We start from the raw sequence: 12,469 nt of genomic DNA on the forward strand, positions 1-12,469 counted from the left end.
TTGCAATAGGGCATTCTGGAATACCAAATAGCTGAACGCTCGTCCCCAACGGCGCCAGCCGTTCGTTCCCCAGGAGTACAAAGATGTGCCTTCACGACCACGCCTCAGCCCCCAAACCACAAGGTGAACTGCCTCGTCGCGGTATCCTCGCCGGAGCCGCCGCACTGGCAGGAATCTCCGTAGCCGGAATCGCTGCCCAACTGGCCTCAGCGCCGTCGGCCCTTGCGGACAGCCCGCAGTCAGGACCGAACTATCCCGGCAGGCCGCTGCCCACCCAGGCAGTGATCATCGAGGGTGGAACCGTGGTGGATCCGAAGACCGGCGGCGCTGTGTCCGACGCCGTGGTGGTTCTCGATGGCGGCAAAGTCACCGCGGTCGGAAGCCGGGACGAGACCCGAAAAGCCGTGGCCGCGGTCGCCAAACGTGCCCGGGTGCTGAACGCTTCGGGGAGATGGGTGCTTCCAGGACTCGTCGATGCACACGTCCACGCCAATGCGCTGGCCGACGCCCGCGCGCTTCTGCAAGGCGGTGCCACCAGCGTCCGCAGCGGTTCGAGTACCTTCTATCAGGACATTGCCCTGGCCGCCCTGCCGTCGTGGGCGCCCGGCCTCTCACCGAGGATGACTCCAGCGGGCCTGTTCATTTCGCCGGATCAGGGCGACTCCCTCCTGGCCGATCCGGATCTGGCACCTTTGGCGACACTGAGCGGTGGCGTCAAGGAGCCCCAGGACCTGGCGTACCTCACCCGAGTGAACCTGAAGCGGGGTGCCCAGGTCATCAAGACCCGCGCCAACCCACGCGCAGGCCTTCCCGAGCAGGACCCCCGCGAGCTGGTGTACAACGTGGATCAGATCGGCGCCATCGTCAAGGCAGCCAAGGGCGCCGGCGTCCTCTGCCATGCCTATAGCGCAGAGGGCATTGACGGCGCCGTCCGTGCCGGTGTGCGGAGCATCGAGCACGGCGTCTTCATGACGGAGAAGACCATCCACGATATGGCCCGGCGGGGTACATTCTTCACGCCCACCATGGATGCGATCACCAGCATGGCCAATTCCACCAATCCCATCCTGGCCGCCCGCGGCAAGGAATACACGCCGATCCTGCAGGCCGCTGTTCGGGCAGCCAAGGATGCCGGTGTCACGATCGTGGCCGGAACCGATTCGTTCGGAACGGATGTGACACCGATCGGTACAGAAGCCCGGTTGCTCGCAGAAGCGGGGCTGACACCCCTGGAAGCACTGCAGGCCGCCACCACCAACGCCGCCCGCCTGCTTGGACGCGGCGACAACGTGGGACGCTTGGTCCGCGGCTCAATGGCCGACGTCGTGGTGGTTGACACCGATCCCCTGACCGATGGTTCAGCGCTGGAGAAGGTCAGCACTGTCATCGCACAGGGAGCTGTGGTGCGGACGAATCTCTAGCCGGCCGCTGCAGGCCCAGCGGGCACCGTGAACTTGCCCTCAACGAACGCCAGCAAGGGCCGGGAATTCAGGCAGAACAGGTACGCCACCAGCCCGCCGGCAAAGAGGATTAACCACGCCGTGGTCATCAGCAAGCCGAAGGCAGTGACAAACAGGATTCCGGCGTTGCCCAGGGACACCCGCCTCTGGGCCCCCAAGGCGTAAAGGGACAAGCGGTAGATGTCACGTGTCCTGAAGGTGAAACGGGACAGGAGGAGCATCGCGTTCAGGGCTGCGGTGCAGACCATGAGCGCGAGCCCCACCAGTCCTGTTCGTGCTGCGGTCAGGAGACCGGCGTCCAAGGATCCAGGCAGGACAGCCAGGTTGAAGCCGATGATGGCCAGCAACAGCAGGTAGGGCAACCACACCACCACTGCTTGGCCGAAGTTGCTCCGATACGATTTCACAAAGTCGTGGAACACCCCACTGTCCTCGCCTGACAGGAGCCGATTGAAGGCGTAGCAGGAAGCCACAACGGAGGGTCCGACCAGCACAAAACCCAGTAGCGCCACAGGACCGATCACGCCAACCAGCACTGGCACCAGAACCACCAGCACGTTGGAAAGTACCAGCAATGCATCGCCGATCATGACGCCGTAGACAATTCCGGCTGCTTTGAATAATGGTCCGGACCCGTATTCCGGCTTCCTGCCTGCCATCAGTACTACTTCTTGTCCGCGTACGCCTTGTAGGCCTTGTTGGCCAGCTCAACGTATTTTGTCCGGCCCTTGCTGTCGAGTTCCTTCACGTAGGCGTCGAACTCGCTGAGGCTGCGCTGTCCGGTGATGAACTTCAGGGTGTTCTGCTTGACGTGGTCCTTGAGCGGGGTGAGCGCCAACGTGGCTTGTTCGCGATCGACGTCGTTGAACGGCACCGGCGGGGCGACCGGGCGCGGCTTCTTGGACTTCATGGCCTTTTGGAACGCCAGCTCTTCCTCGTTAAATGTGGAGTGGAGCAGTTCCGTGGCGCCGCCGTAGGCGAAGTTGCCGCCGGAGAAGCCGTAGTCCACTCGCAGGTCCTTGGTACCGGCCGGGTTGAGTCCTTGGAAGTTGATGTCGGCAGCGAGTTTGCGCTTGCCGCCGTCCTTGGTGAACGTGGTGCCTTCCACGCCCCACTTGGAGAATTCCTGCCCGGCATCGCTGTAGAACAACCAGTCGATGTACTGGATCAGTGCCACAAAACTGTCCTTGTCCTTCACGGACGAGTTCAGCATGATGCCGTTCTCCAGCCGGGTGCCGCCGATGACATCGCCGGCAGGCCCTCCGGGGACGGTAATCTTGCCGATCTCGAAATTGCCCTTGCCCAGGGACTGTTCCATGGAGGTGCGGTACGTGATGACGTTCTGCGAGTTGGCACTGATGACGAACGACTTGCCTGATACGAACTTCTGGATGGCGGAATCGTCAGTCTGGGTGAAGCTTTCGGGGTCCATCAAACCCTCGGACACCAGCGAGTTGAAGTACGTCACCAAGTCCTTGAACTTGCCCGACCCTGCAGCGAAGCCGAACTCCTTCTTGTCCTCATCGAACTGGAGTCCATCCACCAGGCCCCAGCCGGCCACAGTCCCGAAAGCCGCACCGGCGATGTTCAAGACGCTATCGCCCTTGAAGCGGTCGGAGTAGGGAACCAGGTCCGGGTAGGCCTTCTTCAGGGCGCGCAGCACGTCGCGGAACTCCTCCCACGTTGCGGGCTCGGACAAACCTTCCTTCTTCAGCACATCCTTCCGGATACAGAGCGAGTAGTCGGGCCACAGCTCCTCATGCAAACCGGGAAGGACGTAGTACTTGCCGTCTTCCTGGGTCAGCGCTTCAATTTCAGGCTCGAGCTTCCACTTCTTCACTTTCTCCTGGAAGTGCGGCATCAGGTCCACGTAGTCACTGACCGGCAACACGGCACCGGCGGACACAAACGCCGACTCCTGGCCCGGGTAAGTCTTCGCGATGATCTCCGGGGCGCTGCCGGAGCTGATGAGCAGGCTGCGCTTCTGCTCATAATCGCTGTTGGGAACGATGGTGGGTTCCAGGGTGACGTTGTTGTCGCTGGCCATCTTGGTGAACAGCAGCCAGTCCTTCTTGTACGGATACGTGGGCTGGTCGGAGAACAAGAAGGTGAACGTCAGCGGCACCGTCGCCTTGAACGTGTCTCCTACCTTGAAGCTTTCCATCGCACCGTTGCGGGACTTGGACGTATCCACCTTCTCGGAGGTGTCGGAGTCGCAGCTGGTCATCATCAGTCCGATAGTGACAACGGAAGCGAGTCCCAGGAAGTCCCGGCGGCGGAACTCTCGTGTGTGAATCATGGGGTTTCCTTTCATAAGGCTTATTCCTTGACGGAGCCGAGCATGACGCCCGAGAAGAAGTACTTCTGGACGAAGGGATAGACACAAAGGATGGGGATGACGGTCAGGACGATGGTGACCGACTGGATGTTGGCGGCGATCTGACCGACGTTTTCCGCTGTGCCGCCGGCTGAGCCCGCTGTGGTGACTCCGGCGATCATGTTGCGCAGGTAGATGGTGACCGGAAAGAGATCCGGGTTATCGAGGTAGAGGAAGGCCTGGAACCAGGAGTTCCAGTTGGCCACGGCGTAGAACAACACCATGGTGGCCATGATCGCTTTGCTGAGCGGCAGCACCACCCGGAAGAGGATCCCGTACTGCGTGAGCCCGTCGATCGATGCTGCTTCCTCCAGTTCGCGGGGCATGTTCTCGAAGAACGATTTCATGATGAGCAGGTTGAACACGCTGATGGCATTCGGCAGCACCACGGCCCAGATGGAGTCCCTCATGCCCAAGGAGCTGATGAGCACGTAGTTGGGGATCAGCCCGCCGTTGAAGAACATGGTGAACACGGCGAGTCCAATGAACAGGCTGCGTCCCTTGAGGTCCTTCTTGGCGATCGCGTAGGCGAAGGACGTGGTGAGGACCATGGAAATGCCCGTTGCCACCACCGTGTACAGGACGGTGTTTCCGTAGTTGTTCCAGAAGGTGGAGTCGGCCAGGATCAACTTGTACGTCTCGGTGTTGAAGCCCATCGGGAACAGGTTCACCTGCCCGGCGTTGATGAACCCTTCGCTGGAGAACGACTGGGCAATGATGTTCAGGAACGGATACACCGTCAGGAACACCACCAGCAGCAGGAACACCAGGTTGAAGACCCGGAAGATCCGCATGCCGCGCGAAACCTGCATGTCCTTCAGGAGGACGCCTTGGGCTGCAGAACCCTTGTTGGCAGTAGCTGTCTTGTTCACCACAGGCTCGTTCCTGCGAGGCGCTTGGAAACCGCGTTCGCTGAGAGGATCAGCGTGAGGCCAATGACGGATTCGAACATTCCGATGGCGGCCGCGTAGCTGAAGTTGCTGGATTCCAGGCCTACCCGGTACAGGTAGGTGGAGATGACGTCTGAGGTCGCGAAGTTGAGCGGGTTGTAGATGAGGAGGATCTTCTCGAAGCCCACCGCCATGAACGTGCCGATATTCAGGATCAGCAACGTGATGATGGTGGGGCGGATGGCTGGAAGCGTGACGTGCCAGGTCTGCTGCCAGCGGTTGGCACCATCGATCCGGGCCGCCTCATAGAGGGACTCGTCCACCCGCGTCAGCGCGGCGAGGTAGAGGATGGCTCCCCAGCCCATGGTCTGCCAAACCTCCGAGCTGATGTACATGGGCCGGAACCATCCCGGGTCCTGCGTGAAGTTCACGGTGGTGCCGAACAGTGACTCCGCGATCTGGTTTACGGTGCCCGTCATGGAGAAGTTCTGCAGGATCATGCCGGCGATGATCACCACGGACATGAAGTGCGGCAGGTAGGCCACGGTCTGTACGAATTTCTTGAACTTCTGCGACCTCAATTCGTTGAGCATCAGCGCGAAGATGATGGGCATCGGGAAGCAGAAAACCAACGTCAGGACACCCAGGATGATGGTGTTCTGGAATGCCTGCCAGAAGCTGGGATCGTTGATGAAGAGGGTGATGTATTTGAGGCCAACCCACTTCTCGCCGAAAATACTGCCGCCGGGCTGGAATTGGCGGAATGCAATGACGTTACCGGCCATGGGCAGGTACCTGAAGATCAAAAGGTACAGCAGTGGCAGCGCTAACAGCGTGTACAAACGCCAGTCGCGTTTGATCGCCAGCTTCCAGCTCCCGGGCTTGTCGCGACGTTTTTTCGTTGTGCTTGCCTCGGTGCCCGGAACCACCTTGGGTGGAACATCCAGTCGTAGTGCCATGGTCCCCGCCTATCCTGCTGTTTCGTCGACGATCAGGACGCCGTTCGCAGGGAGCTCGACCGCCCCCTGAACCGTGCGTCCACTGATCCGGTCCGTGCCGCCGTCGAGGACGTCCACGCTGGACGGCGCGTCGTTGTGGTTGAGCACCATGAGGAAGCTCTTGTTGGTGCCGTCGGCACTGCAGCCAGTACGACGGCGGACCTGGACTCCCGTGGGTGCGTTCAGTTCCGGCTCCACACCGGCGCTCCGGAGTTCGTCGTGGAGGAGCTGCGCCAGCAGGCCGTCCTCGACGCGCGCCGACAGGTACAGTGCCATGCCTTGACCGAATGAATTGCGTGTGACGGCCGGCGCGCCCGCCAACCGACCGGACGAGTAGCTGGCCAGGACTTCCGCCGTTTCGGCGTGCAGATGCTCGGTCCAGTAGCTCGCGGAGGAGGTGCCGCCGTCGAGCGTTGACAGTTTCACCTGCTCGCCATCCCCGGCGAGCGGGTGCATTTCCTCGCTCCAGGCGCCCAGCACTTTCCGCAGCGCACCCGGGTAACCGCCCAAGCGGATGGTGTTGTCCTGGTCCACGATCCCGGACAGATACGAGACCACCAGCCGACCGCCGTAGGTCACGTAGCTTTCGAATCGCTCGGCGGCCTGGTCCGTGAGGAGGTACGACGCCGGCATGATCACCAGGCTGTACTCGGACAAGTCGCTGTTGGCATTGACGAAATCGACGGTGATGTTGGCGTCGAAAAGCGGGCGGTAGAGGCGCAGGACTTCCTGGGCGTAGTTCAGGTCCGAGCGCGGCGAGTTGCCCAACTCCAGCGCCCACCAGCAGTCCCAGTCGAAAACGATGGCCACTTTGGCTGTGGACCGGGTGCCCGTCACGTCGCCCAGCGTCTTGAGCTCCTGCCCCAGCTCGCAAACTTCGCGGAAGATGCGGGTGTTGGGTCCGGCGTGGTTCACCATGGCCGAGTGGTAGCGCTCAGTCCCGCCCTTGGCCTGACGCCATTGGAAGAAGAGGATCGAGTCCGCGCCCTGCGCAATGGCTTGATAGGAACCCAGGCGCATCTTGCCGGGAAGCTTGGACACGTTCACGGACCACTGGCTGACGGCACCGGTGGCCTGTTCCATCACCATCCACGGCTGGCCTTGGCGGAGGGAACGCATGAGGTCGAAGTTCAAGGCAGCAGCGATATGCGCGTCCTCTTCACGCGGGTCCGGGTAGATATCCAGGGCGGCGGCGTCTTCTTCGGCTGCCCAGGCCCAGTAGTCGTTGGTCTTGTAGAAGCGCATGAAGTTGGTGACGATCGGCAGGTCCGGGCTGTGGCGCCGGAGGATATCCCGCTCGGCCTTATAGTGCTCCAGCATGCTGTCTGAGGTGAAGCGATGAAAATCCAGCCGACGCGACGGGTTGGACCATGTGCGGGGCTGGGCGGGGACTCGGACTTGGCTCCAGTCCGAGTAGAGCTGGCCCCAGACTGCAGTGCTCCAGGCTTCGTTCAGTTCATCCAAAGTGGAGTACTTCCGCTGCAACCATTCCCGGAAGGCCTTCTCCGCCCACGGTCCATAAGACGTGGGTCCGTACTCGTTGCCCACGTGCCACATGCGGAGTGCGGGATGGCTGGCGTAGCGCTCCCCCATTTTCTCGGCGAGGACCAGCGACTTGGCGCGGTACACAGGATGGGAGACATCGAAGTGTTGGCGGGAACCGAATCCGAAGATACTTCCGTCCGGGCGTTCGGGCATGATCTCCGGATGCTGTTCCACCAGCCAAGCCGGAGGGACAGCATCAGGCGTTGCCAGGTCCACCCCGATGCCGTGCTGATGCATCAGGTCCATGACCTCGTCCAGCCAGCCAAAGTCGAAAACGCCGTTGCTGGTTTCCAAACGGCTCCATGAGAAGACCGCCAAGGTCACCAGGTTCACTCCCGCCTGCTGCATGAGCTTGGCGTCCTCGAGCCATACTTCGCGCGGCCATTGCTCGGGGTTGTAATCCCCGCCGTACGCAATGCCGCCTATTCGTTGATGCAATTGCTGCAGCCGCGCCTCGGCAGTCCGCAAATCCTCAGGGTGGATGGTCATCGTTGTCCTTCACTCGGCCGTCGTCGCCCTGCACCGCAGTGCGACTCACATCACAGAGAGAAACTATCGTAAAGTTTACGCAATAACAACAGGTCGGTATCGGAAAATTCAGAGCAACCAGAGGTCAGCCAATCCGCGCAATTGCTCGCATGACTGGGAGTTTACGAGCCCGGAATCACTGTACTGACGGGCGAGGGAGCCACAGGGTGATGTTAACTTTCCGGATTGTCTTGGAAACTATCGGACTATGTTTTCTCCAGGTCGCCCCGATAACGCGGGAAGCGTGCGAGAACACCGGCTAGGAACGGCGGGGTCGCAGAGTTCCGGCGGTCTCGCAGCGCTCCGGCAGATTCGCTGCAATCCGTTGACACGTGACCAAACAGTCACCTATCATGAGTCCATGGACGCCGTGTTCAAGGCCTTGGCAGACCCCACCCGCAGAGAGCTGCTTGATGAGCTGTTCCGCGAGGATGGCCAGTCCGCCACCGCCCTCGGAGCCAGGTTTGAGATGACCCGTTTTGGCATCGCCAAGCACCTCAAGCTGCTGGAAGATGCAGGATTGGTGGTCACCCGCCGTCGGGGGCGCGAAAAGCTGCACTTCCTGAACCCGGTTCCCATCCGCCTCATCCACGATCGCTGGGTGAGTAAATACGCAGAACCATGGGCCGCTGCGCTCAGCGACCTCAAATCCAGATTGGAAAGTCCCATGGAAAAGATCTTCGAGATTTACATCAAGACCACGCCGGAACTGCTCTGGGAAGCCATCACGGACAGCGACATCCGCAGTAAGTACCAGTTCGGGAACACGTTCACTTCGGACTGGACCCCGGGCAGCCGCTTCGAGATGCACAACGTCAAAGCCGATGCACCGCTGGGCGAGGGCGAGAACATCGAAGTCGATCCCCCGCGCCGGCTGGTTCAAACCATGCGGGCGCTCTGGGGCGAGGACGTGAAGGCCGAGGGAACATCGCGGATCACGTGGGAGATCGAGCCAGTCGGCGATTCCTGCCACCTCACCGTCACGCACGACCAGCTCCGCGAGGGCGCCAACGACCAGCTTTACGGCGGCTGGCCCATGATCCTCTCCGGCCTCAAGACCTGGCTCGAGACCGGCGAGAAACTCACCACGCCAGGCTCGCTCATGTACGCCTAGAGGCCTTAAACGAGGACGACGACGGCGGGCCGCTGCCGCCGTCGTCGTCCATGCCTTGGTTTCCCGCCGGTCAGGCGACGGGCGCCGCTGCCTGTTCCTCAGTGAGCCAAGCCGCCTGCAGGGTGCCGAGCAGGTGAGGGGCGAAGTCTTCCCCGATACCCAGCACCACGCGGCAACGCGCACCGCGCTGCTCCGGGAAGCCGGCGTACTGCCCGCGGAGATCGCAGACGGTCTGGCCGCGACCGGGGCCGTGGGTAGTGTCCACCTGGACGCGAACGGTCGGAGCCAGGGTGAGCTCCACTCCCCTGACCGCGATGGCGGCCGCGAGAGGATCATGCATCGCCGAGCAAGCACGTCCGAAAATGTCGATGTAGAAGCCGAAGTAGTAACCCAGCATCTCGCCGAGGGCCTGCGAGACCGGGTGCTCGGTGGCGAGCAGTTCCTGGCGGTGGTGTTCCTCCAGGACGTTGGTCATGGTGACGTCCAGGGGTACCAACGTCACGTTCCAGTCGGCGGCCAGAACCTCGGCTGCCGCTTCGGGGTCGTTGGCGATGTTGGCTTCAGCCACAGGAGAGATGTTTCCCGGCGCCAGCGCGGCACCACCCATGATGGTGACTTCGGCGATGAGCTGCGGCAGCTGGGGTTCCAGGCGCAAGGCTTCGGCGATGTTGGTCAGCGGGCCGATGGCCACCAGGCGCAGCTCCCCCGCGTACTGGTGGGCCAACTGGACCAGGAGTTCGGCTGCTGTTTGCTTGACCGGCTCGCGGTCTGACGGAACCAGGTCCACTCCACCGATGCCGTTGTCACCATGGACATGCGGCGCGCCGCCGTGGAAGGTGCCCACCTGCGGATCGTGCGCCCCGATCGCCACGGGTATGTCCGGGTGGCCGGCCAGGTTCAGCAGGTCCAGGGTGTTCCGGGCGCCTCCGGCTGCGCTGACGTTGCCACTGACCGTGCCGATGCCCACCAGGTCCGCCCGCGGGGAGGCCAGGAGGTAGGCGAGGGCAAGGGCGTCGTCGATGCCGGTATCGCAGTCAAGGAAGAAGGGGGCGGCGGTGCGCTGGTTCATGGTCTCTCGTTTCAGGTGTAGCGGACTGCTGGTTCTGTGGTGGGGTGAAGCTGGGGCGGGTGGCACGTCGGGGCCGCGTGCCGGCGTCGTGCGTTAGATCTTTTCGCCCTTCGGGGCGGCAATGAACAGGCTGACAATGAACGCGAGGGCAGTGATGGACACCGAAATCCAGAGGGCAGCAGAGTACCCGGCCGCGGTGCCTTGGCCTGCGAACGGCGCAACAACCACGACGCCGAGGCTCGCCCCGATGCCGAAGGAGGCACCGTTGATGCCCGGCAGTGCCGCAGGTGCTTCCTTGGGCGAAAGCAGGACGGACAGGCCGTTGATGGCGGTGAGGAAGAAGCCGTTGTAGAAGATACCCAAGGCGGCGATCGCGATGAGGACCGCGATCTGGTTGTGGGCGAACAGTGCGGCGACGATCGCGCAGGCGAGGCTGGTTGCGGTGCCTACGCGGACGGTCTTGATCCAGCCGCGGCGGTCGGCGATCCAACCGGCAAGCGGGGCGGCGAACACGCCGATCAATGCGGCAGGGGTGAGGAACAGCAAGGCTGCCAGTGATGCGGTCAATCCGAAGCCGTTTTCCTTGTCCTGGCTAAGCAATACCACGGTGAAGTTGATGATGGCGAAGATGCCCGCAAGGGTCAGCACGGTGGTGGCGATGACGGGCCACACCTGGCGTGAACGGAGGTGGTGGACTGCAACCAACGGGGTTTCGCGCTTTTTCTCGATGAGCCAGAAGGCCGTGAAGGACGCAATGCTGCCGGCGAGCAGGCCAAGCGCGGCAGGAGAGGTCCAGCCGGCAGAGGAACCCGTGGACACGAAGTAGGTGATGAACACCAGGAACACGGACAGGGAACCCGCTCCCCACCAATCCATCCGGCCCGGAGCCACGGTGGACCTACCGCCCGGAACAACCTTGATGACCCATACGACGGCGATCGCGGCCAGGACGAGCACTGCAACGAAGATCGATTGGAAGCCAAGGGTCTCGGCCATGAGCCCGCCGAAGTAGCCGTCCACGCCGCCGACGCCGCCGTTGATGGCGGCGATGATGCCGATGGACGTGCCGAAGAGGCGGGCGGGAAGGTACTCGTTGAGGACGATGTAGGAGAGCGCGAAGATGGCGCTTGAGACACCCTGCATGAAGCGTCCTGTGACCAGCAACGGGAGGGTCGGGGCGAAGATGCACAGCACCGTACCGGCACCCATGATGGCCAGCACCAGCAGGAGCGCATTGCGCCGGCCGATGAAGTCACTCCAGCGGCCGATCACGGGACCGGCGATGGCACCGGCGAGGAAGAACATCGACTGCACTTGGGCCACGGCTTCCGGCGTCTCACCGAAGAAGGAACCGATGTGCGGCAGGGCTGGAGTGATCATGCTGGCGTTGAGCTGGAAGGCCAGCACGGCCAGGACCAACGTGGTGATCAGCAGGGCGGCGGCCTTGCCGTGGAAGCGGCCTTCGTCCGTGTTTGCCGTTGCTGCAGGGGCCTGAGGTGAGGCTGGGGACTGCGGGTCTGCAGTCTGCTGGCCTGTGGCGGTGGGGATGTTCACATCAAACTCCTTTGTCCGAGGGCGCGGGGCGGCGCCACGAGATGTGAGTTGTTATACAAGCATGTATTACGAGCTTGTGCAACCTGTCACAGTCTTCCGGTACAGTGTCGGTAACCCATCTCAAGTGAGGCACCCTTGACCGACAACGCCGTCCAATTCCTGTCCAGACCCATCGCCACCCAACCGGGTCAGCCTTTGCGCGTCGCGGCCTACTCCCGCATCGCCGAAGCGATCCGGACCAAGATCCTGCCGCCTGGTTCGCTGCTCCCCACGGAGACCGAGCTGGGCGCCATGATGGACGTCAGCCGTACCGTGATCCGGGAGGCCTTGATGTTGCTCGAAGAAGACGGCCTCACCCGGGCACGCCGTGGAGTTGGGCGTTTCGTGGCAGATTCCCTGCCCCGCATTGGCATCGAACACATCCGTCCGTTCGATCAACTTCTTGGCGGACCGGACCAGGACATCCAGGTCAAGCGGGTAGCCGCCATCAAGCAACCGGCATCGGAGTTCGTGGCCCCGGGCATCGGGGTGGAACCCGATGAGGACGTGTGGTTCTGGGAGAGCGTTCTCATCCGGAACGGGGAGCCCGTGGCCCACCTTCAGGAGAACGTCTCACAGGGAATTCCTGAAGCCGAAGCACTGGCCGAGGCAGCTGAGGCCCCCACGCTCCCGGCTTCCACTCTCTTGGAAGTCCTCAGCGGGCTTCCCGGCGCAAACCTAGGACCCGGCGAGTGCGAGATCAGCCTCAGCACCGCCGGTCCCAGCCGTGCGAAGTTACTTGGACTCCGTCCCTCCGATCCCGTGCTGGTCCTGACGCAATACGTGCGCCGGAATGGCTCCCCGTTCTACCTCGCCAAGTGCCTCGTGGCCGCCAAAGCCGGCCACCTCTCCGTTATTCAGTCCTCCTGACATTCAGCTTATTTCTTCCAAAAAG

General features: G+C 62.3%; 10 protein-coding genes. 3 read left to right on the forward strand and 7 right to left on the reverse strand.

What is annotated here, in order from left to right; all coding sequences use genetic code 11:
• Window positions 1–83 precede the first annotated feature (83 nt).
• Entirely contained in the window at window positions 84–1,421 is a 1,338-nt protein-coding gene (locus FQP90_RS01180) for an amidohydrolase family protein (protein ID WP_144647875.1), read from the forward strand.
• Here the strand turns inward: FQP90_RS01180 and FQP90_RS01185 are convergent.
• The 5 genes from FQP90_RS01185 to FQP90_RS01205 are packed head-to-tail and all read right to left on the reverse strand — an operon-like array spanning window position 1,418 to window position 7,759.
• Window positions 1,418–2,119, reverse strand: a complete 702-nt coding sequence (locus tag FQP90_RS01185) for a YesL family protein (protein ID WP_144647877.1) — start codon at window positions 2,117–2,119, stop codon at window positions 1,418–1,420. The two genes, FQP90_RS01180 and FQP90_RS01185, sit on opposite strands and share 4 nt — an antisense overlap.
• 5 nt (window positions 2,120–2,124) lie before the next feature.
• Window positions 2,125–3,774, reverse strand: coding sequence for an ABC transporter substrate-binding protein (locus FQP90_RS01190; protein ID WP_144647879.1), 1,650 nt, complete (start codon window positions 3,772–3,774; stop codon window positions 2,125–2,127).
• A 5-nt stretch (window positions 3,775–3,779) separates the two neighbouring features.
• Entirely contained in the window at window positions 3,780–4,712 is a 933-nt protein-coding gene (locus FQP90_RS01195) for a carbohydrate ABC transporter permease (RefSeq protein ID WP_244296419.1), read from the reverse strand.
• Window positions 4,706–5,686, reverse strand: a complete 981-nt coding sequence (locus FQP90_RS01200; protein ID WP_144647881.1) for an ABC transporter permease — start codon at window positions 5,684–5,686, stop codon at window positions 4,706–4,708. The genes FQP90_RS01195 and FQP90_RS01200 overlap by 7 nt, the downstream gene beginning before the upstream one ends.
• A gap of 9 nt (window positions 5,687–5,695) precedes the next feature.
• Window positions 5,696–7,759, reverse strand: coding sequence for a beta-galactosidase (locus FQP90_RS01205; protein ID WP_144647883.1), 2,064 nt, complete (start codon window positions 7,757–7,759; stop codon window positions 5,696–5,698).
• Window positions 7,760–8,159: 400 nt separating this feature from the next.
• On the opposite strand from FQP90_RS01205, the gene FQP90_RS01210 reads away from it, so the two are divergent.
• The gene (locus FQP90_RS01210) at window positions 8,160–8,912 is read left to right on the forward strand and encodes an ArsR/SmtB family transcription factor (protein WP_144647885.1); all 753 of its coding nucleotides are present in this window, start codon (window positions 8,160–8,162) and stop codon (window positions 8,910–8,912) included.
• 70 nt (window positions 8,913–8,982) lie between these two features.
• On the opposite strand, the gene FQP90_RS01215 is transcribed toward FQP90_RS01210, so the two are convergent.
• Window positions 8,983–9,981: a nucleoside hydrolase gene (locus FQP90_RS01215; RefSeq protein WP_144647887.1), complete on the reverse strand. Its 999-nt coding sequence runs from the start codon at window positions 9,979–9,981 to the stop codon at window positions 8,983–8,985.
• Between the two features lie 93 nt (window positions 9,982–10,074).
• Window positions 10,075–11,535 carry an MFS transporter gene (locus FQP90_RS01220; protein ID WP_144647890.1) on the reverse strand — a complete coding sequence of 487 codons (1,461 nt, stop codon included), beginning with the start codon at window positions 11,533–11,535 and terminating at the stop codon, window positions 10,075–10,077.
• 135 nt (window positions 11,536–11,670) lie between these two features.
• Here FQP90_RS01220 and FQP90_RS01225 point away from each other — a divergent pair, with 135 nt between their 5' ends.
• Window positions 11,671–12,444, forward strand: a complete 774-nt coding sequence (locus FQP90_RS01225; protein ID WP_144647892.1) for a GntR family transcriptional regulator — start codon at window positions 11,671–11,673, stop codon at window positions 12,442–12,444.
• Window positions 12,445–12,469 lie beyond the last annotated feature (25 nt).

Source organism: Paenarthrobacter nitroguajacolicus, from assembly GCF_007786235.1.
Taxonomy (GTDB): domain Bacteria; phylum Actinomycetota; class Actinomycetes; order Actinomycetales; family Micrococcaceae; genus Arthrobacter; species Arthrobacter nitroguajacolicus_A.